Source organism: Pseudomonas sp. S2_H01, from assembly GCF_054668305.1.
This window is the reverse complement of the sequence record NZ_CP162756.1, coordinates 1875675-1901594: the sequence shown is the minus strand read 5'-3', so window position 1 is coordinate 1901594 and position 25920 is coordinate 1875675. Positions and strand designations below refer to the sequence as shown.

Here is a 25920-nt window from a genome sequence, read left to right as displayed (position 1 = left end):
AATGGCATGGTTCGATTATCAGGCTCAGGATGCCTCCGGTCGCCGCCATCGTGGTCAGGAACAGGCTCAAAGCGCGCGTCATGCTCGTCAGCGGCTTCGCGAGCGAGGGCTGTTACCGATCGACGTCAAACCGTCGATCAGTCTGTCCATCGGTTGGGCGGGAGGGCAGAGAGGACGCTGGTTAAGATCGGGCGAGTTGACCCTGCTAACCCTGCAGCTGTCGACTCTGATTCAGGCGGGGCTGCCACTGGAGGAGGCATTACAGGTCGTCGCAGCACAAAGTGAAAAGCCTCGTGTCAGCCATTTGGTAACGGCGGTCGCGACCCGAATCAGTGAAGGTCACGATCTGGCGTCGGCGCTGTCCGCATTCCCTCGCGCCTTTCCGGCACTGTTCTGCGCAACCATTGCTGCAGGTGAGCGCTCCGGCCACCTGGGGGTCGTTCTTGAGCAACTGGCGGAGTACACCGAAGGGCGGCAGCAGTCGAGGCAGAAAATTCAGCTTGCCCTCGTTTATCCGATGATCCTGTTTTGCGCGTCGCTGGCCATTGTCAGCTTTCTGTTGGGGTTTGTGGTGCCGGATGTAGTCAAGGTGTTCATCGACAGCGGTCAGCCCCTGCCTGCGTTGACTGAGGGGCTGATTGCGCTGAGTTCCGGGCTGCGTCGCTACGGTCTGCTGCTTTTGGTCATTCTCATGGCATTGATGGGCGTGGGTTATTGGGCTCTACGGCGCCCTGCTCTGCGCGGGCGCTTTCATGATGGATTGTTGTGCATCCCGGTTCTGGGAAAGGTGCTTCGAGCCACGGATGCGGCGCGTTTCGCGAGCACCCTGGCCATTCTTGGCAAAAGTGCCGTGCCGCTGGTGGATGCGCTGCACATCTCGGCGGCAGTCATCGGCAATCAGTCGATTCGCAAACGAATGCAGGATGTCGCGCGCCGTGTACGCGAAGGACAGACCTTGACCCGTAGCCTTGAGCACGGCGGAGACATTCCCCCCTTGATGCTGCACATGATCGCGAGCGGCGAGCGTGCGGGTGAGCTCGACCGCATGCTTGAACGTGCCGCGCAACAGCAGGAAAAGACTCTGGCCGCCAGCATTGCGCTAATGGTCAGCCTGTTCGAACCGGCGATGCTGGTACTGATGGGCGGCGTGGTACTCCTGATCGTCATGGCCATTCTGATGCCGATCCTAAACCTCAACCAACTGGTGAATTGAGCTTATGGCAATCCCGCAACAACGTCGGCAATACGGATTTACCCTCATCGAAATCATGGTCGTGGTCGTGATCATCGGGGTCTTGGGCGCGCTGGTGATTCCGCAATTCATGAGTCGCCCGGACCAGGCCAAGGTCACTGCGGCGCACACAGATATTCAGGCATTGAGCACGGCACTGGAGATGTACCGGCTCGACAATTTCAGCTACCCGTCAACCCAACAGGGACTTGAGGCTCTGGTTATACGCCCTTCGGGTACGCCTGCCGCGAAGCACTGGAATCCTCGGGGGTATCTGAAGAGCCTTCCTTCCGATCCATGGGGCACGCCTTACCAGTATCTGAGTCCGGGCGCTGCTGGCGCAGCGTTTGATTTGTACTCCTACGGCGCAGATGGCGTGGCGGGTGGTGACGACTTTGCCGCCGACATCGGTGACAGGACTGCCGAGTGATGCCTGGACGTTGTCGTGGTTTCACCCTGTTGGAAATCTTGACGGTCATGGTGCTGATCGGTGTGCTGCTGGGTCTGGCGACCGTCGGATTGCGCGCAGGCCCCGCTCAGAAAGCGCGCCAGTATGCCCATGAGCTGGTGACGATGATTACGCAACTGCGCGTCAAGGCCGTGTCTGACGGAGCGGAATATGGCGTGCGTTTCGATGATGACGGCTACCGACTGATGGAGTGGAAAGAGGGCCAGTGGTTTCAACGCAGCGCTCATCCAGTGGGGGAGGGCATGTCGTTTCGTCTGGAGTTGGAAGGGCAGGCTTTGCAGCTGTCTCATCGTGCCGATGAGCCACAGTTGTTGATTCTGAGCAGCGATGAAACAAGCGCGTTTGCGCTCTACTTTGAAACTGCAGAAGGCCCCTTGCTAGCCGTATCCAGTGACGGTGTGAACGATCCGGTGATCGATGGGCACTGAGCGCGGGTTCACGCTGCTGGAGGTGATGGTCGCGTTGGCAGTGTTCGCTCTGCTATCCGCTGCCGTGCTTTCGGCTTGTCAGTTTGTACTGAGTCAGCATGCCGGATTGCGCGAGCGCCTGTTTGCCAGCTGGCTGGCCGACAATCATTTGACCGAGCTTCGTTTGCGGTTGCCAAGCCCGGGCCAACAACGCATTACGCGGAGCTTTGCGGGCGAATCCTGGGCGCTGGAGCAGCACGTCAAGCGTGGTCGCGATGACCGTTGGCTCAGTATCGAGATCGAGGTGAGCCACGGCGCCAATAGCCCAGTCGTTTATCGAACGGTGGGCTGGATCGCTCCAATGCCTGAGGCTGCGCTTCCATGATCCGACAGCGTGGTTTCACCCTGTTGGAGCTGATTGTCAGCCTGGCGATTTTTTCACTGATCGGGCTCGCCAGCTGGCACCTGTTCGAGAGTGTTTTCCGGGTGCAGGATCAACTGCGCCAAGAGGAGCAAAGCCTGCGTGCATTGCGTCGCGCGGTCGCGGTGATCGAACGCGATGTATTGCAGATTGTTCCGGCCTCTGCAGGTCAGGCGGTGTTGATACGCCAAGGTGTGTTGAATCTGAGCCGCGGTAACTGGCGCAATCCGTTGGGGCATGCGCGCGGCGAGCGACAGGAAGTCAGTTACGTGATTGAGCAGGGGCGTCTCTGGCGCTACAGCCGCAGTCCGGATCTGCCCTTAGTCCAAAAGCAGCGGTTATTGGAGGATGTTCGCGGCCTTGACTGGCGTCTGTATGACGACAGGCACGGCTGGCGTAGTGATGAGGGCAGTGCGCGGGAATCAGGCCGACCGCGCGCGCTGGAAATGACCCTGTCCTGCGGTGCATTCGGGCAAATCCGTCGTGTCATTGCGCTGGCGGAGGGGGCATGACCCATTCTTGCCAGCGCGGAGTCGCACTCATCAGTGTCCTGCTGGTCACCAGCCTGGCATTGTTTGTGGTTGCAGGTTTGATGCGTAGCCACCGGATGACGGTGCAAGGAACCGCCCAGCAGCTTCATCAGCAGCAATTACGTCAGGCCGCGCTGACAGCAGAAAGCTACGCATCGCAGCTCTTGCTTGCATCCGATATCAGAGAGGCTACGACCATTCACCTCGGGCAGGACTGGGCACTCAAGGCACAGGCTTTTCAACTACCGGATCTGGATGTCCGATTGGAGATCGAGGACCTGGCAGGACGCTTCAATCTGACGCGACTGGTCGGGACCGGTGGTGTAGACGACGTCACGCTGCAGCGCTGGGTTCGTCTATTGAGCGCGCTGGATATTCCAGCTTTCGATCTGCGGCGGCTGAACGACTTCACGCTCACCGATGCGGCGCAGCTTCAGCGAATGCCTCAGCTGAAAAAAGACGATCTGCAACGACTGCTGCCGTGGGTTGTTGTGCTGCCGCGCGACGCGATGCTTAACGTCAATACTGTATCGGCGCCCGTTATGGCCAGCCTGGAAGGTATGACGCTTTCCGCTGCCAGAGGGCTGGTCAGCCAGCGCGCGCCGCGAGGTTATGCTGATATCGAGTCATTCACCCGCGCCCCTGGAGTGCTAGGGCTGGGGGTGTCGACTCATGGTCTGAGCGTGAGTAGCCGATGGTTTCGCGTTTCAGTGCATGTGCGCATCGCCGACACCCAGTTGCGGTTGATCAGCGATGTTGAGCGGGTGCGCAACACGAATCGAACGCGCGTCATTCGACGTCGTTTAGTAGCGTCTGCCGAGCATTTTCAACCATGAGTACCTGGCTTTACCTCACTCCTGAAGGCTTCAATGACCTCGATGGGATTTGCCCTGTAAGGTACTGGAGCGATGATGGCTCTGAGCGTTCCTGCCCTTTGTCCGAAGCCGGAAACGCGCTTTCAGGGGTTGGCGTTCAATTGATCCTGCCCATGGAGCTCTGCAGCTGGCTGCGAAGCGAGCCCTGGCCTGGACGGCGCACGCCCCGCGCTCAGGTGCTCGCCTATGCCGTGGAGGAACAGCTCAGCGAGGACCTGGACCAACTGCATCTTGCCATTGGAAAGCCGGATCGGGAGCGTCGGTTTCCACTGTTGATCATCAGCAAGACGACGCTGCTCGGCATTCTGGATGCGTTTCAGCGCGCTGGCATTCAGGTGATTGACGTTTGGGTCGATGCCGACAGGCTGCCCACGGATCGGCCCTATGGGGTCTGGTGGGGCGGTCGGTGGATGTTGGGCGGATCAATCGAGGGTCGACTCGCGTTGTCGGAGCAGGCGCTCGACGTCATGCGTCATCGCCTGCCCATTGATATCCGTTGGAGGGATGAGCGCTCTGACGATTGTCCGGGGTTAAGCGCATTGCTCAGCGCCAGCAACCGAGATTCGATCAATCTGATGCAGGGTGAATTTCGTCCCACGCGTCAGGGTTGGCTCTGGGGCCCATTGCTGCTGACGATGATGGGGGTATTTCTGCTGTCGTGGGGCTTCAGTCTTGCGCGTGCTCAGCATCTTGAGTCATTGGCCGGGCAACTGTATGAGCAAAGCCTACAGCGTTTTCACAGTCTTTATCCAGACCAGACCCGCGTCGTCGATCTGTCGGCGCAGCTCAAAGCGTTGCAGGGTAATGCCGCAGAAGAGCGGGGGCCGATGAGCGCGCTTTTGCAGGTGGCGGAGCAGGTTGTGGGGGGCAGCGGTGTGCAGGTGCAGCGAGCGGAATTCAGCGCGACTGAGGGTTGGACGTTATCGCTGAATGCCGGCAGTTTCGACGCGTTGGAGCGGCTACAGGAGCGCGGCGTGCAGAGCGGGCTACCGGTCCGGTTGGAAGGCGCCAGCAAGAGCCGTGATGGTGTGAAAGCATTATTGACCCTGCAGGGCGGAGCCAAATGAAACCTCGATCGCAATGGTTCGCGGCGTTCACGGGACGCTGGCAGCAATTTGGGCGGCGCGACCAACTGACGCTCATCGTGCTTGCAATGTTTCTGCTATCGGTCGGTATGATCAGCGGCGTCTGGCAGCCAACCAAACAACGCCTTGAACGCGCAGAGCGCAGCTATCAGCAGCGTCTGTCGTTAGTGTCGGAAATGCGGCACGCCAAACCCACGCGCCGATCCAGCGTGGGTCAGCCCTGGGCCAGCCGGATAAGCGACAGCGCAACAGCCGCGGGTCTTGAGTTATTGGAGCTGAACAGGGATTCGGCAAGCCTGCGCGTGGTCGTCAGTGGCGAAGCAGGCGCGCTACTCAGCTGGCTGATTCAGGGCGAGCGTGAGGGCGCACACATGCAAAGCCTCACATTGGACAGGCAGGAAAATCAGCTGCACGCTCGGGTGGCCTGGGGCGTTAATTGAGTAACGAGGACGTGCCTAGACCTGCACATTCACCGCCAAGGGCTGCACCTTGGCAAGTTTCAGCGCCACGCCCAACGCCGCGAGCAAGACCAAACCGATGAACACGCCGATGCCGTTCCAGCCGGCGTAATGCCAGAACACGCCACCGCCGGTGCCCGCGACGCTTGAGCCGGCGTAGTAGCTGAACAGGTACAGCGAGGACGCCTGCCCCTTGGCTTTGATCGCGCGGCGGCCGATCCAGCTGCTGGCGACCGAGTGAGCACCGAAGAAGCCAAAGGTGAACATCAGCACGCCAATGACCACGACGGCCAGCGGGGTGAACAGGGTCAGGGCCAGACCCACCAGCATGAGCACGATCACGGCCCACAGCACGTTTCGGCGTCCGAGCCTGTCCGCCAGTGCGCCGATTTTTGCCGAGCTGTAGATCCCCGACAGATACACGACCGAGAACAGGCCGACCACCGCCTGGCTCAGGTTGTAAGGATCGGCCAGCAGGCGATAGCCGATGTAGTTGAACAGGGTGACGAAGGCGCCCATCAGCAGGAAGCCTTCGAGGAACAGCAGCGGCAACCCTGCATCGCGGAACTGCAGGACGAAGCCTTCCAGCAGGTTACGGGCGTTCAGCGCATTGGGCCGGAAGTTGCGCGAGGGCGGTAGAAACTTCCAGAACAGACCGGCAGCGCCGAGGGCGATCAATCCCATGATCAACAGCGAGGTGTGCCAACTGACGAAGTCGCTCAGCACGCCTGTGATCAGCCGCCCGCTCATGCCGCCAATGGCGTTGCCGCCAATGTACAGCCCCATGGCCAAGCCAATGTTCTGCGGATGAATCTCTTCACTGAGGTATGTCATGCCTACCGCTGCCAGGCCGCTCAACGAAAGCCCGACCAGCGCGCGAGTCACCAGCACGCCTTCCCACGTCGGCATCAGGGCGCTTGCGATGGTGAAAAAGGCGGCTGAGAACAGCGCGAAGACCATCACCGGTTTACGGCCCAGACGGTCAGAAATCGGCCCCGTGATCAACAGGCCGATGGCGAGCATGGCGGTGGACACCGACAAAATCAGGCTGCTCTGGGCCGCGTTGATCGAAAACTCCCGGGACAGCACCGGCATCATCGGTTGCACGCAATAGAGCAGGGCAAACGTGGCGAAGCCGCCGGAGAACAGAGCGAGGACGGTGCGAATGAACGCAGGCGTGTCTTTTTCGATGTAGGTATCGCCCAGCGGGATAGCGGCTTCGATCATTTCAGACTCGGACGCGGCGGGGGGTGCAGCAGTATTCACGATGGACCTCTGGGAGAAGCGGGCGGCGATGTAAAAAAGAATATCGCTGGCTAACCATTCTTTCCAATATATTGTTCGACCTGTTTGATAGGTTTGACGACCTAATAGGATTGTCATGGAACTACGTCACCTGCGTTACTTCATCGCCGTTGCCGAAGAGCTGCATTTTGGACGCGCCGCCGAGGTGCTCGGCATCTCGCAACCGCCGCTGAGCCAGCAGATTCAAGCGCTGGAGCAGGAGCTGGGCGCGCGCCTGTTCGAGCGAACCAACCGACGAGTGGAACTCAGTGAGGCGGGCAGACTGTTCCTCGACGAAGCGCGCCTGGTACTGGCGCAGGTCGAAAAGGCCTCTGATGTGGCGCGACGTGCGCAGTTGGGGGAATTGGGGGAATTGAAGATCGGGTTCACCGCGTCCGCCCCATTCACCTCCAGCATCCCTCAGGCGATCTTTGCCTTTCGGCAACGTTACCCTGCAGTCCATTTGGCGTTGCAGGAAATGAGCAGCAAAGAAGTTGCCGAGCGGCTTGAGGAAGAGTCGATGCAGGTCGGCATCATGCGACCCTTGCCGTTACCGGATTCTTTGGTGGCGGTGGAGCTGTTGCGCGAACCGCTGGTGGCGGTCTTCCGTTCCGATCACCCTCTGGCGGCGGGCAGCGAACAGGGCATGTACCTCAAAGACCTGGCGACGGAGCCTTTCGTGTTCTTTCCCCGGACCTATGGCAGCGGGTTATACGCGCAACTGTTGGATCTGGCCCGGGAGGCGGGATTCAGCCCGATGTTCACTCAGGAGGCAGGCGAGGCCATAACCATCATCGGCCTGGTGGCGGCGGGATTGGGTGTGACAGTGCTGCCCGCGTCGTACCAACGGATGCGGATCGATGGTGTGGTGTATCGAACGTTGCTTGATCCCGAAGCGACGTCGGCGGTGTGGCTGGTGCAGCGCAAGGACCAGAAATCGCCGATGGCGAAGGCGTTTGTCGAATTGGTGACGCGCAAGGCGGGATGATGACGCAACCTTCTGCATGAGCACGCTTGCCCACGATTGCGTTGTGTCAGACATCCACGAGGTTGGATGTGAGGACTCAATCGCAGGCAAGCGTGTGCTTATAGGGTAATCAGGATCGGAAAATCACTGAACCTTCGCCAGATCGCCCTTCAGCGCGACGCCGGCCATCAACGCGCCCGCATGGCACTCGTAAGTGGCCGGGTCCTTGCGCTCGATCTTTTTGTAGTAGCTGGCGATGTTGACCACTGCGTTGGCACCCGCACCTTTGGCAGCCTCATTCAACTGCAGGATCGCCGACTGCAGTACCCACTCGCACGCTTCGGTATCGGTCTTGTTGAAGGCGTTGGTTTTCTTGTTGGTCGCAGCGTTCGGCGACAGCACGGTCACCTTGCCCTTGGGCTGTACGCCCGCCAGGTAGAACTTCACCGAGCCATCGAGCTTCTTCTCCTGAAGCATCTGCGCAACGACCTTGTCGAACGGCAAATACAGCGCGGTATCACGCGCCTGGCTGATGCCCGGCAGGGTGCCCAAAACGATTGCGGCCGTGGCGGCCAACATTTTCAGCTTCATGGTTTCGCTCCTTGAGGTGGACAACAATTACTGCGCGGCTTGGGTAATGCCTTGGGGCGTTACGCCGTTTGCCATGTTCTTCGCGGTGGTTTCAGCCTGATCGTCGCGCAACTCGCGCAGGATGCCCTTGTCCAGCAGTCGCACCCAGCGGTTGTAGTTCTTGTGGATCTTGCCGTCTTTGTAGCTGAGCTCTCGGCTGTCGCGGTATTTGATCTGGTAGTGATCGGCGGTGTACGGGATATCGATTTCTGCGTGGTACTGCCCGCGCACGGTGATCTCTGCCTGAACGAGGTCCGGACCGACCCGCTGCACGCTCCATTTGCGTTTGACCAGTGTGGTCAGGATCGCCTGTTTCATTTGTTCATGATCGGCATGCAGTGTCGTTGGAAGGGTGCGGTCAGGGGTAACCAGCGGTTTACTGGTACAAGCTGCGACGGATAACAGGGTCAGCACGATCAGTGACGCGCGAAGCAGGGAGGGCATTCCATTTCTCCAAAGGGTGGGTAAAGCGATCACGGCCAGCGACGGAAAATCAACGACGTGTTGACCCCGCCAAAAGCGAAATTGTTGTTCATCACGAACTCGTGACTCATGCGCCGGGGTTCGCCGCGCAGGTAATCCAGCTCGCCGCAGCGGCTGTCGACGTCGTCCAGGTTGAGGGTGTGGATGTAGCGGTCGCGGTTCATCATCTCGATGCTGAACCAGGACTCGAGGGCGCCGCAGGCTCCCAGCGTGTGGCCGAGAAAACTTTTCTGCGAGCTGATGGGCATGCGCGAACCGAACAGGCTCTGGGTGGCGAGCGTTTCGGCAATGTCGCCCTGCTCGGTGGCGGTGCCGTGTCCGTTGACGTAGCCGATGGCGTCCGGTGAAAGATTCGCGTCTTCCAGGGCCAGCTCCATCGCCCGGCGCATGGTCAGTTGCTCGGGGCGCGTGGTGTGTACGCCGTCGGCGTTGCTGCCGAAACCGACGATCTCTGCATGGATGTTCGCGCCACGGGCGAGCGCGTGTTCCAGCTCCTCGAGCACCAGCATGCCGCCACCTTCGCCGATCACCAGGCCGTCGCGGCCACTGTCATAAGGGCGCGGGCTGGTGTGCGGCGCGTCGTTTTTCAGGCTGGTGGCGTACAGCGCGTCGAACACCATCGCTTCAGTCGGGCACAGCTCTTCCGCGCCTCCGGCGAGCATCAATGGCAGGCGCCCGAACTTGATGGCCTCGTAAGCGTAACCCACGCCCTGACTGCCACTGGTGCAGGCGCTGGACGTTGGAATCAGGCGTCCGGTGAGGTTGAAGAAGATGCTGATATTCGCCGCCGTGGTGTGCGGCATCATGCGCACGTACGAGTTGGCGTTGAGGCCTTCGGCCACCGAGTTCAGCAGCATGTTGCCGAACGCTTTGATCTCGTCCGTACTGCCGGTGGACGAGCCGCAGGCCACGCCCATGCGCCCGTCACGAATGATGGGGTCGCCGAGCAATCCAGCGTCCTGAAGCGCCTGTTCCGAGGCGCCGACCGCCAGACGGGAGACACGGCCCATGCTGCGCAGTTGTTTGCGGGTCCAGTGCGACGGAACGGCAAAGTCATCGATGGGGCCTGCCAGACGCGTGTTCAGTTCGCTGAAACGGTCCCATTCGTCCATGCGCCGAATGCCGCTGCGGTTGCGGCTGAAATGGGCTTCGATGCTGGCCCAGTCGCTGCCCAGCGAAGTGATACCGGCCATGCCGGTGACGACGACGCGCTTCATCAGCACAAGCCTCCGTTGACCGCCAGGACCTGGCGGGTGATGTACGAAGCTTCCGCCGACATCAGAAAATTCACGGCACCGGCGACTTCTTCCGGGGTGCCCATGCGTTGCGCGGGGATCATCTTCATCAGTTCATCCACCGGCACGTTTTCGTCGAGCATCGCGGTGTCGATCAGGCCCGGCGCGACGCAGTTGACGGTGATCTTGCGTTTGCCCAGCTCGATTGCCAGCGCCTTGGCCGCTCCGATCACCCCGGCCTTGGACGCGCTGTAGTTGACCTGGCCACGGTTGCCGATCAGGCCGGAAACCGACGTGATGCAGACAATCCGGCCCGCGGCGCGGCGGCGAATCATCGGCATCATGATCGGGTGCAGAACGTTATAGAAACCGTCCAGGTTGGTGCGCATGACCATGTCCCAATCCTCATCGGTCAGCGCTGGAAATGCGCCATCGCGGGTCAGACCTGCGTTGCACACCACGCCGTAATACGCGCCGTGTGTTTCCACGTCAGTCTCGAGGATGGACTTGCAGGCAGCGCGATCGGCCACGTCGAACTGCAACACGCGAGCCTGTTGGCCCAGTGCCTGAATGTCGTGTTGAACGGCTTCGGCTTCGGTGCGACCGCTGCGACAGTGCAGCACGATATCGTAACCGGCCTGCGCCAGACGCAAGGCGATGGCGCGGCCGATGCCACGGCTGGAACCGGTGACCAGGATTGAGTCAGTCATGTACGGCTCCTTCGGCCAGATAGTCCGCCGATTGTGGCGGACGATAAACGTTGAGGCGGGCAGTGGCCTGAATGCCGGGGCCGCTCAGATTGCACTCGAACACACCCATGCCGCTGTCATCCTGCAGTGAGCGTTGCGCGTGGATGATCAGTTCGCTGCCCGCCGGAAAATGCTCGACGTTGCACTCGAATTTGCGCGTGCCCAAGAGAAAACCCAGCGCCACCGGCTCCCCCTTCACGCGCGCCTGACAGCCCGCGTAGGCCGCGACGCTCTGGGCCATCAGCTCGATGGCGACCCAGGCTGGAAGGCTGCCGTCCGGGCGATTGAAAAGGCCGCCGGGCCGCACGTTGATGCGGGTGCGGATCTGTTCTTCGTCGAACCCCAGCACGTCGTCGATGAGGATCATGTCGCCCGCGTGAGGCAGCAGGGCGGCGGGGGGCCACGGAGATGGGGTCATTGAGTTCACGCTCCTTCTCCGATGATCAGGCTGACGTTGTTGCCACCGAAGGCAAACGAGTTGCTCATCAGGCGACGCGGTGAATGGGATTGCAGCGTATCGCCCGGTTTTACCCAGGCCATGGCAGGCAGGTTTGTATCGGCCTGAGCGTCCCACACATGAGGCGGTAACTGCCGGTCGGGGTTTGCAGGCGACAGGGTCAGCCAGCAGAACGCCGCTTCCAGTGCGCCTGCCGCGCCGAGGGTATGGCCGCTCAGGGGTTTGGTGGACGAGCACGGCACGCCGTTGGGGAACACTGCATTGACCGCCAGGCTTTCCATCGAGTCGTTGTGCTGGGTCGCCGTGCCGTGCAGGTTCAGATAATCGATCTCATCAGCGTGCACGCCCGCGTTGTTCAGCGCCTTTTGCATGGCCTGTTGTGCGCCGCGTCCATGGGGTTCTGGCGCGGAAATATGATGGGCGTCGGAGCTGGCGCCGGCACCCAGCAAGGCAATGCGGTGGTCGCGGCTGGCTTCTCGCGTCATCAGAAACAGCACGGCCGCCTCGCCGATATTGATGCCGCTGCGGTTGACCGAAAACGGGTTGCAGCGCTCGCTGGAAACCGCCTCCAGCGATGAAAAACCGTTCAGCGTCAACCGGCACAAACTGTCCACGCCGCCACACAGCACGGCGTCGCACAGGTTCATGTCCAGCAGGCGTCGAGCACTCTGCAGTGCGCGGGCGCTAGAGGTGCAGGCGGTGGAAATCACATACGCCGGACCGCTCAATTCAAGCCACGCGCTCAGGAAATTGGCGGGGGCGCTGAGCTCCTGCTGACGGTAGTCATAGTCTTCGGGAAACGCATCGTCGCGCAGGTACGTGGCAATGCCCCGACTGGCCTCGTCGATACCCGAGGTGCTGGTGCCGAGGATCACGCCGATGCGGTCACGGCCGTAGCGGGCGATGGCTTGCTTGATGTCGGGCTCAATCTGCAGGGCGGCCGCCAACAGCAGCTGGTTGTTGCGACTGGTTTGCTGAACAAGCGCGACCGGGATGTCCGGCAGCGGGCTTCTCACGGCGGCGACCGGCAACGAACGTTCCGGCACCCAACCGCTTTCGGCTTGTATGCACGAGGTGTCGCCGGCGAACAGCGTGCGCGCAACACTTGCGCGGTCGTCGCCCAGCGAGCAGATCAGCCCCAGTGCATTAAGGTAGGCATTCATTTCGAAGCCTTGCCTTCGAGCGGGCTGACGACGTATTTCAGTTCGCCACTTTCCAGGGTGATCCGGAAGATGCCTTCCGACGCGTAATCGACTCGCCAGCGATCTTCCATCATGCGCCCGTGGGGCAGCAGCTGGACGCCGGGGTAGTCGAAGCGGACCTCTTGCTCCGAGGTCAGGGCGAACAAAACGGCCGCGAACAACTCCCGCGCTTCGGGGTTTGGCGGTAACAGGCCGTCAGCCTTCCAGGTGTATTCGCGCAATTGCTGACGTGCCACCGGAATGCCCAGCGGGTCCATCAACGACCAGCGCAGGCCATGGCGTTCTTTCTGAACCACCAAGAGCCAGTCCTGACGTTGACCGGCCTGCTCGCGTTGCACGTGCAATTGCTGCGGGAACTTGATGTGCGGGATTTGCGCGGGCAGAGGGGCATGGCTGGTGCAAGCGCTCAGCAACAGCACGCAAACCAGCAGTCGGGCGCGAATCATGGTGTGTCACCTTCAAGTGATGCCTGTGGCGGTTTGCGTGCGACGACATTGACCAATGTCTCTTCACGCTCACCAAAGGGCTTGGGTTTAACCAGTTTCAGACGTTCCAGCACGCCAAAGTCCTTGGCGCGGCTCCACCACAAATAGGGGTAGGAAACGTTCTGTGCGACAAATTGAAAACCTTCTGTGCGCAGCATGTCCAGATATTGCGCCGCGCTCTTCTGCACGTGCATCGGATGGCGGAAGAACCAGCGAATTACCCAGGTGTCGATGTAGGCTTCGGTGGACTCGGCGAACAGCAGATAACCCCCCGGCTTGAGCACGCGATAGAACTCGGCGAGGGCCTTTTCCTGTTCGACCAGGTGATGGAAGGTCTGGTGGCAGAACACCATATCGACGCTGGCATCAGCAAGCTTCAGGGCGGCGCAGTCACTGCCGATCAGCTCGACGTTCAAACCACGGCGTTGGGCTTCTTCGGCGCTGAGTTTCAGGCTGAGCGGGTCGGCATCGACACCGAGAATCTGCGCCGGGTTGAACACCTTATGCAGGTACTGAAAGGACTTCCCCTGACCGCAACCGGCGTCGAGTATCACGGGATGGTGTGGCGGCTGCTCGGTGAACAGGCTGCGCAGGTCGTTGGTCGCGACACGCAGCACGTGATGCTGCCAGGTGTGGCTGCGCAGGAACAGGAACCCCAGCCGGGTTTCTTCGACGTAACTGTCGCTGAAGAACTGTTCGCTCATCGGTCGGTCCTCGCACAGATCTCGGCCAGCATACGCAGGCGGCGCTTGGGTTCGGCAACGAACGGATTGCGCTCATCCCACGCATAACCGGCCAGGATCGAACAGATCATGCGGCGAATGTCGTCGGTGCTATCGGGGTAGAAAATGACGTCCTGGAAACCACCTTCGTACCAGCCCTCGACATACGCGCGGAAGGTGTCCACGCCGCGCTTCAAAGGGGCAGCGAACTCGTTTTCCCAGTCCACGGCCTCGCCTTGCAGCTGACGGTGCAGCACGCCAGCGGCCATGCTGGCCGAGCGCATGGCGATGGTTACGCCTGACGAAAACACCGGGTCGAGGAACTCCGCTGCGTTTCCCAGCAGCGCGAAGCCCTTGCCGTGCAAGGTTTTGACGTTGGCCGCGTAGCCCCCGATGGTGCGCGCGGGGGTGTCCCAGACAGCGTTTTGCAGTACGCGGCTCAGGCTCGGTGTTTCGTCGATGAACGCGCGCAGACAGGCGTCCAGATCGGCAGGCTTGTCTTTAAAGCGCTCTGCGGAGGCGACGACGCCCACCGAGCAGCGACCATCGCTGAACGGGATCGACCAGAACCACACATCGCGCATCGTGGGGTGAACCGTGACCAGAATTTTCTCGCGATCAAAGCCCTGATCATCGATGCGGTCTTCGACGTGGGTGAACACCGCCTGACGTAGCGGGAAGTTCGACGGCGCTTCCAGATCCAGCAAGCGGGGCAATACGCGGCCGTAACCGCTGGCGTCCAGTACGAAGCCTGCCTGCACGCGGTAGGCGGTGCCATCGGCGCGCTGTACGTCGAGCACCGGTTGCTCGCCTGCAAAGTCAGCCGCCGTGATGGTTTGCTGGTAACGGATTTCCACGCCCTGTCGCGCCGCTTCATCTGCCAACAGTTTGTCGAAATGGGCGCGCTGTACCTGGAAGGTTGTCGGCTTGCCGTTGCTGAACGTTTCACCAAAATCGAATGCGCTGTAATCCTCACCGCACGCGAATGCCGCGCCGTTCTTGAGCTGGAATCCTGCGGCCTTTACGGCGTCGAGCATGCCGGCTTCCTCGACGAAGTCCAGGCAGTGTGACAGCAGGCTTTCGCCGATCGAGAAACGCGGGAATTGCTGGCGCTCGATGATCAGAACGTCGTGGCCCTGACGTTTGAGCAGTGCAGCGGCGATGGCTCCGGCTGGGCCGGCACCCACCACGACGATCGGGCGACATTCCATTTCAGCTATTAGCACAAGGTTTCCTTTTCGAGTGTTTGACGGTATTGGCGTCGTGCGAGGGTAGAGGCCGGTCATCGCCAGCCCATGGCGCAAGCAGGAAGCTGAACGCCAGGCCCAGGCTCACCGACAGGCCGAAGTTGCTGACTGCCGGTGTGCTGGAAATCGCCAGCAAGCCGAACGACAGCCACGTGGTGGCTGCCGCGAGCAAGGTGCCCAGCAGGCTGACGGCGGCGCCGCCGACCTGCTCGCGCATGAGAATCGCGTAATCGACGCTGATGGCCGTGACCAGCAACAGACCGAACAGGCTGAACAGCGTCAGCGGCTGACCCAGCCAGCCCAGGCTCGCCAAGCTGCACACGGCAGCCAGCAACGGTAGCGCGATCACCCGCAGCGCGCCGCCCAGGCCGAACGGTACGATCAGCAACAGGACGATCAGCACGCAGGACAGCAGTTTGAGCTCGGCGGCGCTGATCTGCGTGGCGGCGAACACCTTGTTCAGGTCGCCCAGGCGATCAACCAGTTGCACCCCGGGTAAGTCCTGCGCCTGGCTGCGAAGCAGATTGGCATCGTTCAGACCCTGAAGGCTGACGATGCCGGCGACGCCACCGTCAGCGTTGCCCATCCACAGCAGGCGCCAAGGCTCGCCCAACGGGCCGGCCAATACCTGATTGATGTCCTGCGGCGGCAGGGCCCGCAGCGTTGCCAGCTCTTTGTTTAGCGCTTCCACCGGTACGCCCAGTTCCAGCAGCGGTTGCCAATGATCGGGCAACGTATCGAGTGCCTTGCGCGTGGCTTGTTGTTCGGTTGGCGTGGCCACCTGCTGGTTGAGCGACAGATACCCTTGCAGCTTGCCGAGCGCGACCAGTTGATCCAGCCGCTGACTGAGTGCGGCTTGCCGCTCCAGCAACTGCTGCTGATCCGCGCCGCGCACCAGAAAGAACTGGCTGGTGGGCTGATAGCCGGTGATGCGCGCCACCGCGCGCGCTTCATCGGTGAGGCTTTGGGGCGCGGCGATCCACTGGCGGATGTCGTTTTTCGTGGTCAGTTGCCACAAGCCGGTCGCGCAAAAAATCAGCAGTAAACCCAGCAGGACCGGCGTGCTGACGCGGCTCAGCAGTCGGGCGCGAAGGCCCATCAGGCGTTCAGCGACCTTGAGCGGCCATTGTGCCGGGCGCAGCTCGACGCCTTGGAGCAGAGCAGGTAACAGACACACGGCCGTCAGGTATGCGCCGATCAGGCCGGCGGCGGAGAACACGGCAATCTGCGTCAGGGCAGGGAACGGTGTCCAGGCCAGCGCAAGGTAGCCGATGCAACTGGTGGCCAGACTCAGGCTCAGGCCCGACACGGTCAGGCGCAATGCCGGCCAGCTGCGCCACGGTTGCAGGCTCCAGCCCTTGGACAGGTAATGCAGTGGGTAGTCAACGGCAACGCCGATCAGACTCGAGCCCAACACCAGTGTCATGACGTGCATCTTGCCGAACAGCGCAATGCAGGCGGTGGCACCGAACAGCATGCCGACCACGACCGGCAAGAACGCCAGCAAAACCCGCCAGCGTTTGAAGGCCAGCAGCAACAGAAGAAGGATGCCCAGGGTGGCACCGCCGCCGACCCAGGTGATTTCCCGCGTGGCTTGCTGCTGACCATGGGCCGCGTACAGCAGGCCGCTGGCTGCCAGTAATTGAGCGTCGGTCTGGCTGGCCTGGGCGCGCGCCTCATCGAGCAGCGCCGAAACCTTCAGCGGCAGGCTCATGTCGAACGCGTCCGCCTTGGTTCGCGCCCTCAATAGCACCCAGTGCTTGCCGTCGGCGTGGGCGATCAGCGCGCCGCTGCCGATGTCCAGTTGCACCGAACCCTGGGTGGGCTGGCTGTTCTGGATGCGGCCGGTCAGCCCCAGCCAGTCATCCTGGCTGGGCACCAGGCTGAAACCGCCGAACGGGTCGAACAGGCTTTGGACACGTTTCTGAATGAACGCCTGGGGCTGTTCGATCAATTGCGTTCGGTCGCTGTCCGACAGCATCGCCAGTCGGCCTTGCAGCAGTTGCTCACGCAACGCCGGAAGGTCGGCCTGCAGGTTCCACTGAACCTTTTCGAACAGATCGCTCGCCTGCCATTGATCACTGATCTTATGGGCCAGTTCTACTGCTTTCTGTTGATCGGCATGCCCGACCAGCACCAGCATTTCGCGGTTCAACGGCTCTTGAATACGTTGCTCGGCGCGCAGCTCCAGGGCGTCAGGGCTGCTGCCGGGGACCAGTTCCATCAAGTTCGCCGACAGGGGCGCGCCGGCGTGCCATTGCCAGCCCGCCAGTGCGAGCACGGCCAGCAGGACGATCAGGAACAGGCGCGGCAACAGACGTTCAAGGCGCAAAATCAGCGCGCTCCGAATCGCTCAGCGGCGTGGCGCTGGTGCTGTCGATCATCTTCAGCAGGGTGCTGTCGCCCTGGGTTTCCAACAGCTCGATACGTTCAACCAGCGCGCCGCCGTCAATGTTGATCTGCTTGAACACCTGTTGCAGCAGCAGAGAGCGTGGCACCAGTGTCAGTTGCCATGCCTGGGCGTCGCCGGTCACGTGCAAGTCGAAATCACGCTGCAAGCCGCTGCTGTCACCTTGCAGTACCGCCAGGAACAACCGGTTCTGCTCGGCACCGGCGCTTTTGCCGGGAAGCATTTGCCAGCGGCCGTCTTCATCCATCGCGCGCCGGGCGATGCCTGCGGAGGTGATGCGGTAATCCTGTTTGAGCGGCGTATTCAACAGCCACAACAAGCCGAAGTCTTTCGCCAGCACGAAGTCGCCCTTGCTGGTCAGCGGTTGCGGCAGCGAACGCAAGTGTTTTTCCTGAACGAAACGCCCATGGATCACACTCGGTTTTGCCAGTTGCTCACTGAGTTGCTGCAGGTCGAAGGCGTGGGCCAGCGTCGTCAGGCTCAGCAGCAGCAACGTGCAAAATGCTTTGCCAGTGCGCTTCATGACAACGCCCTCTCGACGGCGGCGACGAACACCTTGGGCGAGGCCAGCTGCATTTCGCGACTGTTGACGTCGACCGCGACCTGAACAGTACTGGCGCGGGTCAGACGTTCACCCGTCACCTTGTCTGTGATCAGGTAATCGATCTTCAGACGGTTTTCCCATTCCACGAGGCTGGCGCGCACGTTGATGCGTTGGCCGAACACTGCGCCGCGCACGTAGCGCAGTTGCAGGTCGATCACCGGCCACGCGTAACCCGATTCGAGCATGTGGGTGTAGTTGTGCCCGAGTTTGTCGAGCAGTGCGCAGCGCGCGACTTCCAGGTATTTCACGTAATGCCCGTGCCAGACCACGTGCATGGTGTCGACGTCGAAAAACGGCACCAGCACTTCGGTGTCTTCGTGGATAACGCCTTTGCTACGCATGCAGCCTCCAGTGCTGGTCGGCGATGCGCTTCAGACACAGGCGCAGTTCACCCTCCAGCGCGCGGTCTTCGATGACGGGCGGGAAGTCTTCACGCAGTTGCGCGTGCATGGCGGCCAGCACCGGCGGAAGGGGTCGCGCTTCGGCGTCGCGGCTGCGCAGCCACACGCCCTGATTGGCCGCGATCAATGCCGCTGCCGCGACCTGTTCGGTCAACTCCAGCACGCGAATGGCGTCGCGAGCGGCGATGGTGCCCATGCTCACCTTGTCCTGGTTGTGGCACTCGGTGGAGCGGGAGAACACGCTGGCGGGCATGGTGTTTTTCAGCGCTTCGGCGGTCCAGGCACTGGTGCCGATCTGCACGGCCTTGAAGCCGTGGTTGATCATTGCGCGATCCGCCGCAGCGCCGGACAGATTGCTCGGCAGTCCATGGTTGTAACGCTCGTCCACCAGCAGCGCCAGTTGGCGATCCAGCAGGTCGGCGACGTTGGCGACCAGGTTCTTCAGGCTGTCCATGGCGAAAGCAATGTGACCGCCGTAGAAGTGGCCGCCGTGAAGCACGCGCTCGGCTTCGGCGTCGATGATCGGGTTGTCGTTGGCGCTGTTGAGCTCGATCTCGATGAAGCCGCGCAGCCAGTTCAGGCTGTCGGCCAGCACGCCCAGTACGTGGGGCGCGCAACGCAGGGAGTAACGATCCTGCAAGCGATGCAGCGGCGCGGTGGGTGCGTCGATGGCTAGGTCCTTGCGCAGCCAGGCGGCAACTTGCATCTGACCCGGATGCGGTTTGGCGGCGAACAGACGCTCGTCGAAGTGTTCCGGATTGCCTTGCAGGGCCACCACGTTCAGCGCCGTGATGCGGGTCGCGAGTTTCAACAGGTAGTCAGCGCGGGCAAACGCCAGACACGCCAGGCCGGTCATGACCGCGGTGCCGTTCATCAGCGCCAGCGCTTCCTTCGGGCGCAGCACCAGCGGGTCCCAGCCGAGCTGACGGTGCACATCCGCAGACGGGCGACGCTCGCCGTTGAACATCACGTCGCGCTCGCCGGACAGCGTGGCCGCGACATACGAAAGCGGGGTCAGGTCGCCGCTGGCGCCGACCGACCCTTCTTCCGGAATCAGTGGCAGGATGTCGTGATCAAGAAACGCCTGCAGACGCTCCAGCAGTTCGACGCGAACGCCCGACACGCCATGGCACAGGGAGCGCAGGCGGGCGGCCAATACCGCACGGGTCGCCTGAGCGTCGAGCAGTTTGCCCAGGCCGCAGCCGTGGAAGGTGTACAGATGACGTGGCAGCGCCTCGACGTGTTGCAGCGGCACAGCGACGACGCAAGAGTCGCCATAGCCGGTGGTGACGCCGTAGATGACGCCTTCCTTGTCGAGCAGGGAATCGAGGAACTGCGCCCCCTTGGCGATGCGCTGGCGATAGTCCTTGTCGCTTTGCAGCGCGGTCGGGCGCTGCCGGTTGGAGAGGGCCAGGACTTCCTCAATGCTCAGAGGACGCTCGCCGAAGATGATCGGCTCAGGTGCTTGGTTCGTCATCGGATTTCCAGAACGGGTAGAAGTTGAACCACTGCTGCGGCGCTTGCAGGCAGTAGTGCGCCAGACGGTCGGCGTAACGTTGAGTCCATTGCGCGATCACCTGCTGGCGATCACTGCGCCGCCATTCGATGGCGGCGGCAAACGGCTCGAGCACCACGCGATAACCGGCAGAGCCTTTGAGACAGAAAATCAGGTTGATCGGGCACTTCAACAGGCCGGCCAGCAGCCATGGGCCTTGAGGGAACGCTGCCGAGTGGCCGAGAAAGTCCACCCGAACGTTGCGTCCGCCGTGCAGCGGGACGCGGTCGCCGGCAATCGCCAGCCACTCACCGCGGTCCAGGCGCTGGCTCAGTTGCAGCATGATTGCCGGGTCCAGTTCGCTGACTTGAATCAGCCGCAAGTTGGTGGCGCCGGCTTCGCCCAGCAGGCGATTGAAGCGCTCGGCGTGCTTGGTGTGGACCAGCACGTTCATCGTGACTTTTTCGCCCAGTTCGGCGAGTGCGCGACAGACTTCGAGGTTGCCCAAATGTGCGCCCACCAGCATCTGCCCACGCTCGCCGCGCAATTGATCGCGCAGGTTGGCGGAGTCGATGATTTCGATCTGCTCAAGGCCAAGCTTGCCGTTCCAGACGTCGAGCTTGTCCAGCAACGCCTCGGCGAAGGCCATGAACTGCTTGAAGACACGCCAGGTGGTGGGGCGCAGTTCATGTCGCTGAGTCGAGTCGGCCAGGCGTTGCTGGTATTGCCAGGCACTGCGACGAGCGCTACGACCGAACAGGAAAAAGTACAACACGATGCCGTGCAGTATCGGGCTCAACACGCGGCGTCCGAGGACCTTGACGCCCCAGGCGGTGAGTTTCATCAAAAGGAAACTGCCGCGCTCTTCGTGTTCGGCCCAATGCTGTTTGTTCTCGCCCTCGCTCACGGCAGCCACCGCCGCCAGAGAATCAGCGGAAAACGCGCCAACATGCCGAAGAACAGCTTGGCGTGCATCTTCGAAATCAGCGCGTTGTCATGAAACAGCCGGAAATGCGAGAGCCCGTCCTGCGGGTAATGCACCTTGGTCGGCAGCCACTGCATCGGCTGATTGCGCCACGACAGGCGCACGAGAATTTCCGGGTCGAAGTCCATGCGCTTGCCCAGATTCACGGTGTCGATCAGGTGCAGAACCGGTTTGAGCGGGTAGACGCGAAACCCGCACATGGAGTCGGGAATCTGCAACGACAGGCTGTTGATCCAGACCCAGACGTGCGTCAGGTAGCGGGCGTACAGGCGACCTTTCGGCACGCTGGCGTCGTATTGGGGATAGCCACAGATCAGCGACTTCGGGTGCTGGCGGGAGCTGTCGAGGAACACGGCGATGTCGTTCAGGTCGTGCTGACCGTCCGCATCGACCTGCAGCGCGTGGCTGAAGCCCAGCTTCGCCGCCTCACGCAACCCGGCCATGACCGCACCGCCCTTGCCCTGATTGACGGGCAGTTGCACGAGAAACACGTTGTCCTGCCCGGCCAGTGTCTGGAGCACGGCGGCGCAAGCGGGGCTGCTGGCGTCATCGACCAGAACGCACGGCAAACCCGCGTCCAGCAGCTCCTGAACCACGGCAGGTACGGCCAGTTCGTGGTTGTAAACCGGGATAACGGCGCAGGGGTTATGCATTGAAAAATCCTTTTCGAACACGACGCTGCGCTCCCACAGGTCTGGCGCTCATCCCGCAAATCAGTGACTCAAACATCCGCGTTCACCCACAAAATCCGTCCACTGGAACAGGCCGCGTCGCCATTGCGGTAAGCGAAATGCAGTTTGCCGCGCTCCTGATCGAAGCGAAGCGTGAGGCTGAGGCGATCGCCGGGGCGCACCAGTTGCTGAAACTTGAGCACTTCCATGCCCGCGAAACGGGGCGGCAGGCTCATCAAGTGTTGCCCCAGCGTGATCGCCCAATCCACCTGCACCACGCCCGGCAGAATCGGCGTGCCGGGGAAGTGCCCGGTGAAATGCGCCAGATCCAGGGGCACGACCAGCTCAAGTTGCAGTTCGTCACCGACCTGCTGCTGGCTGACCCGTTCAGGCCCTTGAATGCGGGGCGCCACCAACAGGGCCTCCACCTGCGCTTGAGGCAGCTTGCCCTGGGGGTTGAGCGGCAGCTGGGTCAACAGACGCCAACGCCTTGGCAGCGCAAGCGCCTCGCAGTGAGGCACCAGATGCTGGCGCAAGGCGTTGGTCAGCGCGCGCCGGCCCTGATTGCGCAAGGCGTGAACACCGCTGGCGCTCAGCACCACCAGCGCGCCCAGCGATGCCCGGTTTTCCCGCACCACGCCAAAGCGGGCTTCGCTGACCCAATCATGAGTGGCGAGCGCTTGTTCGAGCAGCGGCAGAGAAATGCGCTTTTCTTCCAGTTTGACGATGCGGTCCAGCCGACCCAGCAGTTCGAAGCGACCCTCTTCGGTAAACCGTGCAGCGTCTGCCGTCTGCTCGACGTGCCCGGCAGGCAGATAAGGGGATTCGATGCGAAGCGCGCCATCGTCGTCCTGGCTCAGCTTCACGTCGTCAAATGCGCGCCACAACGGGTCGCCCTGACGCCAGGCAATCCCGCCGGTTTCCGAGCTGCCGAGAATTTCTGTCGGCCACTGACCCAGGCGGTCATGCAGGCTCTGTGCGGCGTCTGTCGGCAAAGCGCCCCCGGACGAAAACACCCGGCGCACAGCGCTCATGCTGCTCCAGTCGAGGTTATCGCCCATGCGCTTGAGCAGGGCAGGGCTTGCGACCCAGGCGAACGATTCATGCTCACGACTCGCCCGCTGCAGGTCTTCGGGGAAGGGCAATTGCTTGCGCACGAAACGACGACCGGCGCACAGCGGCCACAAAACCCGGAACAGCAGTCCGTAGATATGTTGCGCAGCCACGCTGCCGATGATGCAGGCGTGGCCCAGGTCCGCGCCCCACAACCGCTCCAGGGCCGTGACTTCATTGGCCAGTTGCCGAAGCTTTTTCTCGATCAGCTTGGGCTCGCCGCTTGAGCCGGAGGTGCACAGGCTCAACACGCACGTGTCGAGGTCCAGGGATGCCGGTTCGAGTGGGTCAGCGCTCAGGGTGTCCAGTTGAATATCGCCGGGGAGATCGGTGAGCCACAGGTCAACGCGGTGCGTCCAGCGCTCACGGGTTTGCGCCTGCAGGTCGGACGGCAGCAGGACACTGACGCCCGCGCGCCATGCGGCGAACAGGGCCACGGCGAGATCGCCGGCGTCTTCCAGGTGAATGGCGACGCTGGATACCCCTCGCGCTTGCAGCGCGCTGGCGACACCCAACGTTCGTTCACGCCACTGCGCATGGCTCAAGGCGGGCGAGTGAGCAACCTCACGGGTGGGATCAGCGTCCAGCAACAGCCGTTCAAGGTTCATCCAGCTCATGCACGGCCTCGAACACGCTGGCGAACGATCCATTCGGCGGCAAACAGCGTCGCCATCAAACCGTAGGCAATGAGGCCGGTGTACAGCGTCCACCAACTCAGCGGCGCCCATAGCGTAAGCGCGGCAGCCACCAGGCCATTGAACAGGAAAAACAGGCACCAGACCTGCGTGACGTGGCGCGTATAGCGGATGGCGATGTCTGGCAGGTCGGGGTCTGTCAGGCGAGCCAGCCGCTCCACCATCGGCATACCCCGCAACAGGCTAAGTCCGAACAGCGTCAGCATGAAACCGCTGATCAGCACGGGATACCAGCGCAACAGTCGCGAGCTGTCAAAGACGACCAGCAGCAGACAAAAGCCGATGGCGACCAGTGCCATGCCCAGGTTATCCGGACGTCGCTCACCGGTCAGTACCCGGGCCGCCCACAGAGAGCCGAGCAACAGCGCGAATTGCCAGGGCGAGAAGTGCTCCATGCCGAAATACACGGCGAACGGGTACAGCACACCCGCGAGCACCAGCAACAGGCCGGTCAGGCGACTCATGCGGCGGCGTTGACCAAGCGGTAAACCGCTTCGACCACATCGCCGACGGTGCGTACGGACTTGAACTCTTCGGCGGCGATTTTCTTGCCGGTCTTGCGTTTGATGTGGTCGATCAGGTCGACGGCATCGATGCTGTCGATTTCGAGGTCCTGATACAGATTGGCTTCGAGGGTAACGCGCTCAGGTTCAAGTTCGAACAGCTCAACCATTGCAGTGCGCAGGGTTTCGAAGATGTCTTCACGGGATTGCATGTTCAGTCCTCAGGCCACTTGGCGTGCGTTGACGAAGGCCGCGAGGCTGTCGACGCTGGTGAAGTGGGTGCGTGTGTCTTTGGCGTCGGCGTCGATCTTGATGCCGTAGCGTTTCTGAATGGCCAGGCCCAGCTCCAGGGCGTCGACCGAGTCCAGGCCCAGACCTTCGCCAAACAGCGTCTGGTCGTTGCCGATGTCATGGGTGCTGATGTCTTCGAGGCCCAAGGCATCGATGATCAGCTGTTTAATTTCCAGGTGCAGATCGCTCATCTGTGGCGAGCTCCTTGATGAAGTGGTGGTGCAGATGGTCATTGAGCTTGCGCGACGCCACAGGGGCCGGGCCAAGCGCGGCAAACGCCGCTGGGTCGATATCGTTGCCCACACGCAGGTGAAAATGCGGGCGGCGCAGGGGAATGCGGTACCAGGGTTCGGCCTTGGTCAGGGTGGTCGGCGACACATGGATCGTGACCGGGGTGATGACGTTCGCGCCGCGCAGCGCGATGGCCGCCGCACCGCGATGGAACGCAGGCGCCTTGCCCGGTTGGGTGCGCGTGCCTTCGGGGAAAATGATGAGGGTCTGGCCGATCTGCAGCAGATGGGCGGCGTTCTCCAGCATGTCCGCGCTGCCGTCATTGCTCACATAACCGGTGGAGCGGACCGGGCCCCGGGTGAACGGGTTCTGCCACAGGCTCTGCTTGACCACGCAGTTGGCGTCACGCACCAGGCCGATCAGAAACACCACATCGATCAGTGAGGGATGGTTGGCAATGATCATCTGGCCCGGGCGTCCCAGGCACTCGGCGCCTTCGACTTCGTAGGTCAGCACGCCGACCCTGGCCATAAAGCGGATGAACATCCAGAACAAACGGCTGATGGTCCGGCGGGCGCGGCGTTGGTGGGCACAGGCGTTGCCCGGCAGTAATGCCAGCAACGGAAATATCGCCAAACGCAGGCACAACCCGCCCAGCCCGAAAAGGGCGAAACTCAGGGCTGTTGTCAGCAGTCGCCAGTAGTAGGCGTCACGACTTTTGCTCAGCGGTTGTGTTGCCAGTTCCATTGCCGGTTTTTCCAGGGATGCTGCAGAGCGCACTGTTGTGTCGACAGCGCGCGTAAAAGGTTGAGGGCGTGTGGCCATTTGCTGGAGACATTCGCGCCGTCGTTAGACTGACAAGTGCTCAACGCCAGCTGCCATTCGTCGCCTGGCGTCAACAAAAGCCCGAGTGCATAGGGGAACGGCACGTCGTCGATCCAGGGGGCATAGGCGGCAGGGGGCTGCTCTTCGGTCACGATCAGCAATACGGCGGGTGCCCCTTCGTTCAGCAACGTCGCGGCTTCCAGCACACCATGCTCAAGCCCGTCACCCGCTGCCGCCAAGGCTGTCATTTCACTGGTTTCATTGCGCAGGATGGACCACAGGCCAATCACGGCGTTGTGCACAGAAAGGCTGAATTGGGTCGGCGACAATGGCTGATCGGCCGCCAGATCACTTAGGATCTCGAAGGTGCGGGGCGTCTCGCCGTGTCGTGAGACAAACACCAGCGGCAGTTGTGCGTGCCCTTCAGCCAGCGGCCAACCCACACTGAACGCCATCCGCGCCAAGCGGCTCAGGCGTCGCCGTTGCATGGCGGGCAGAAAAGACACGTCTGGCGCTTCGCCCTGATCGCTCAGGCGTGTCGGGTTCTCGCCCCATTGGCGCCAGTCCTCGACCGTCGTCAGCCCGGGAGCCCACGCGCGCCACTGTGCAATGTTGAAGTTGATCACGAATTATCATCCCGCCCCTATGCGGGCTTACTTCCTGGCTTCGAGTATCCGAAGTGACACCAACCATGGCGCGGCGCTATCACCGAGTGGCGGGCATTATCCCGATGCATGCGATCTGTAGCAATTTGTAAGT

General features: G+C 61.8%; 31 protein-coding genes. 9 read left to right on the top strand and 22 right to left on the bottom strand.

Annotation, left to right across the window (positions count from 1 at the left end):
- Position 1: 1 nt before the first annotated feature.
- The 8 genes from gspF to gspM are packed head-to-tail and all read left to right on the top strand — an operon-like array spanning position 2 to position 5458.
- Entirely contained in the window at positions 2-1213 is a 1212-nt protein-coding gene (gene gspF / locus AB4N84_RS08345; protein WP_460045946.1) for a type II secretion system inner membrane protein GspF, read from the top strand.
- Between the two features lie 4 nt (positions 1214-1217).
- Positions 1218-1661 carry a type II secretion system major pseudopilin GspG gene (gspG, locus tag AB4N84_RS08340; protein ID WP_074751589.1) on the top strand — a complete coding sequence of 148 codons (444 nt, stop codon included), beginning with the start codon at positions 1218-1220 and terminating at the stop codon, positions 1659-1661.
- On the top strand, positions 1661-2128 hold the full coding sequence (gene gspH / locus AB4N84_RS08335) for a type II secretion system minor pseudopilin GspH (RefSeq protein WP_460045945.1): 468 nt from the start codon (positions 1661-1663) through the stop codon (positions 2126-2128). The genes gspG and gspH overlap by 1 nt, the downstream gene beginning before the upstream one ends.
- The gene (gspI, locus tag AB4N84_RS08330; RefSeq protein WP_460045943.1) at positions 2118-2492 is read left to right on the top strand and encodes a type II secretion system minor pseudopilin GspI; all 375 of its coding nucleotides are present in this window, start codon (positions 2118-2120) and stop codon (positions 2490-2492) included. Before gspH ends, gspI begins: the two co-directional genes overlap by 11 nt.
- The gene (gene gspJ, locus AB4N84_RS08325) at positions 2489-3040 is read left to right on the top strand and encodes a type II secretion system minor pseudopilin GspJ (RefSeq protein WP_460045941.1); all 552 of its coding nucleotides are present in this window, start codon (positions 2489-2491) and stop codon (positions 3038-3040) included. Before gspI ends, gspJ begins: the two co-directional genes overlap by 4 nt.
- Positions 3037-3894 (top strand): type II secretion system minor pseudopilin, encoded by an 858-nt coding sequence (locus AB4N84_RS08320; protein ID WP_074751597.1) that lies wholly within the window; start codon positions 3037-3039, stop codon positions 3892-3894. The genes gspJ and AB4N84_RS08320 overlap by 4 nt, the downstream gene beginning before the upstream one ends.
- Positions 3891-5000, top strand: a complete 1110-nt coding sequence (gspL, locus tag AB4N84_RS08315; protein WP_460045940.1) for a type II secretion system protein GspL — start codon at positions 3891-3893, stop codon at positions 4998-5000. Before AB4N84_RS08320 ends, gspL begins: the two co-directional genes overlap by 4 nt.
- Entirely contained in the window at positions 4997-5458 is a 462-nt protein-coding gene (gspM, locus tag AB4N84_RS08310) for a type II secretion system protein GspM (RefSeq protein ID WP_460045938.1), read from the top strand. Before gspL ends, gspM begins: the two co-directional genes overlap by 4 nt.
- A gap of 15 nt (positions 5459-5473) precedes the next feature.
- Here the strand turns inward: gspM and AB4N84_RS08305 are convergent, their stop codons facing one another.
- Positions 5474-6742 (bottom strand): MFS transporter, encoded by a 1269-nt coding sequence (locus AB4N84_RS08305; RefSeq protein WP_460045937.1) that lies wholly within the window; start codon positions 6740-6742, stop codon positions 5474-5476.
- A 115-nt stretch (positions 6743-6857) separates the two neighbouring features.
- On the opposite strand from AB4N84_RS08305, the gene AB4N84_RS08300 reads away from it, so the two are divergent.
- On the top strand, positions 6858-7748 hold the full coding sequence (locus AB4N84_RS08300; RefSeq protein ID WP_460045936.1) for a LysR family transcriptional regulator: 891 nt from the start codon (positions 6858-6860) through the stop codon (positions 7746-7748).
- A gap of 123 nt (positions 7749-7871) precedes the next feature.
- Here AB4N84_RS08300 and AB4N84_RS08295 read toward each other — a convergent pair whose 3' ends face one another.
- The 21 genes from AB4N84_RS08295 to AB4N84_RS08195 all read right to left on the bottom strand — a co-directional run bounded on the left by AB4N84_RS08295 (position 7872) and on the right by AB4N84_RS08195 (position 25787).
- Positions 7872-8318, bottom strand: coding sequence for an excinuclease (locus AB4N84_RS08295; RefSeq protein ID WP_074751606.1), 447 nt, complete (start codon positions 8316-8318; stop codon positions 7872-7874).
- A 27-nt stretch (positions 8319-8345) separates the two neighbouring features.
- Positions 8346-8801 carry a hypothetical protein gene (locus tag AB4N84_RS08290; RefSeq protein ID WP_074751608.1) on the bottom strand — a complete coding sequence of 152 codons (456 nt, stop codon included), beginning with the start codon at positions 8799-8801 and terminating at the stop codon, positions 8346-8348.
- 29 nt (positions 8802-8830) lie between these two features.
- Entirely contained in the window at positions 8831-10057 is a 1227-nt protein-coding gene (locus AB4N84_RS08285) for a beta-ketoacyl-ACP synthase (protein WP_460045934.1), read from the bottom strand.
- Entirely contained in the window at positions 10057-10785 is a 729-nt protein-coding gene (gene fabG / locus AB4N84_RS08280; RefSeq protein WP_460045933.1) for a 3-oxoacyl-ACP reductase FabG, read from the bottom strand. The genes AB4N84_RS08285 and fabG overlap by 1 nt, the downstream gene beginning before the upstream one ends.
- A complete protein-coding gene (locus AB4N84_RS08275) occupies positions 10778-11242 on the bottom strand; it encodes an ApeP family dehydratase (protein ID WP_074751614.1) in 465 nt (154 codons plus the stop codon). Before AB4N84_RS08275 ends, fabG begins: the two co-directional genes overlap by 8 nt.
- Positions 11243-11247: 5 nt before the next feature.
- Positions 11248-12444 carry a beta-ketoacyl-[acyl-carrier-protein] synthase family protein gene (locus AB4N84_RS08270; protein WP_460045932.1) on the bottom strand — a complete coding sequence of 399 codons (1197 nt, stop codon included), beginning with the start codon at positions 12442-12444 and terminating at the stop codon, positions 11248-11250.
- Positions 12441-12929: a hypothetical protein gene (locus AB4N84_RS08265; protein ID WP_460045931.1), complete on the bottom strand. Its 489-nt coding sequence runs from the start codon at positions 12927-12929 to the stop codon at positions 12441-12443. The genes AB4N84_RS08270 and AB4N84_RS08265 overlap by 4 nt, the downstream gene beginning before the upstream one ends.
- On the bottom strand, positions 12926-13672 hold the full coding sequence (locus AB4N84_RS08260) for a class I SAM-dependent methyltransferase (protein ID WP_460045930.1): 747 nt from the start codon (positions 13670-13672) through the stop codon (positions 12926-12928). Before AB4N84_RS08260 ends, AB4N84_RS08265 begins: the two co-directional genes overlap by 4 nt.
- Positions 13669-14901, bottom strand: a complete 1233-nt coding sequence (locus AB4N84_RS08255) for an NAD(P)/FAD-dependent oxidoreductase (RefSeq protein ID WP_460046963.1) — start codon at positions 14899-14901, stop codon at positions 13669-13671. Before AB4N84_RS08255 ends, AB4N84_RS08260 begins: the two co-directional genes overlap by 4 nt.
- Before the next feature lies 1 nt (position 14902).
- Positions 14903-17269 carry an MMPL family transporter gene (locus tag AB4N84_RS08250; protein ID WP_460045929.1) on the bottom strand — a complete coding sequence of 789 codons (2367 nt, stop codon included), beginning with the start codon at positions 17267-17269 and terminating at the stop codon, positions 14903-14905.
- A complete protein-coding gene (locus tag AB4N84_RS08245) occupies positions 17259-17870 on the bottom strand; it encodes an outer membrane lipoprotein carrier protein LolA (RefSeq protein ID WP_460045928.1) in 612 nt (203 codons plus the stop codon). Before AB4N84_RS08245 ends, AB4N84_RS08250 begins: the two co-directional genes overlap by 11 nt.
- Entirely contained in the window at positions 17867-18292 is a 426-nt protein-coding gene (locus AB4N84_RS08240; RefSeq protein ID WP_460045927.1) for an acyl-CoA thioesterase, read from the bottom strand. Before AB4N84_RS08240 ends, AB4N84_RS08245 begins: the two co-directional genes overlap by 4 nt.
- Positions 18285-19829, bottom strand: coding sequence for an HAL/PAL/TAL family ammonia-lyase (locus AB4N84_RS08235; protein ID WP_460045926.1), 1545 nt, complete (start codon positions 19827-19829; stop codon positions 18285-18287). Before AB4N84_RS08235 ends, AB4N84_RS08240 begins: the two co-directional genes overlap by 8 nt.
- Positions 19810-20691, bottom strand: a complete 882-nt coding sequence (locus AB4N84_RS08230) for an LpxL/LpxP family acyltransferase (protein WP_083370646.1) — start codon at positions 20689-20691, stop codon at positions 19810-19812. The genes AB4N84_RS08235 and AB4N84_RS08230 overlap by 20 nt, the downstream gene beginning before the upstream one ends.
- Positions 20692-20750: 59 nt before the next feature.
- Positions 20751-21485, bottom strand: coding sequence for a glycosyltransferase family 2 protein (locus AB4N84_RS08225; RefSeq protein WP_074751632.1), 735 nt, complete (start codon positions 21483-21485; stop codon positions 20751-20753).
- Positions 21486-21553: 68 nt separating this feature from the next.
- Positions 21554-23233, bottom strand: coding sequence for an AMP-binding protein (locus tag AB4N84_RS08220; RefSeq protein WP_460045924.1), 1680 nt, complete (start codon positions 23231-23233; stop codon positions 21554-21556).
- Positions 23230-23775 carry a COG4648 family protein gene (locus AB4N84_RS08215; RefSeq protein WP_074751636.1) on the bottom strand — a complete coding sequence of 182 codons (546 nt, stop codon included), beginning with the start codon at positions 23773-23775 and terminating at the stop codon, positions 23230-23232. Before AB4N84_RS08215 ends, AB4N84_RS08220 begins: the two co-directional genes overlap by 4 nt.
- Positions 23772-24026 (bottom strand): acyl carrier protein, encoded by a 255-nt coding sequence (locus tag AB4N84_RS08210; protein ID WP_074751638.1) that lies wholly within the window; start codon positions 24024-24026, stop codon positions 23772-23774. Before AB4N84_RS08210 ends, AB4N84_RS08215 begins: the two co-directional genes overlap by 4 nt.
- Before the next feature lie 9 nt (positions 24027-24035).
- A complete protein-coding gene (locus tag AB4N84_RS08205) occupies positions 24036-24296 on the bottom strand; it encodes a phosphopantetheine-binding protein (RefSeq protein ID WP_074751640.1) in 261 nt (86 codons plus the stop codon).
- Entirely contained in the window at positions 24271-25083 is an 813-nt protein-coding gene (locus AB4N84_RS08200; protein WP_460045923.1) for a lysophospholipid acyltransferase family protein, read from the bottom strand. Before AB4N84_RS08200 ends, AB4N84_RS08205 begins: the two co-directional genes overlap by 26 nt.
- On the bottom strand, positions 25059-25787 hold the full coding sequence (locus tag AB4N84_RS08195) for a beta-ketoacyl synthase chain length factor (protein ID WP_460045922.1): 729 nt from the start codon (positions 25785-25787) through the stop codon (positions 25059-25061). Before AB4N84_RS08195 ends, AB4N84_RS08200 begins: the two co-directional genes overlap by 25 nt.
- Between the last annotated feature and the right edge of the window lie 133 nt (positions 25788-25920).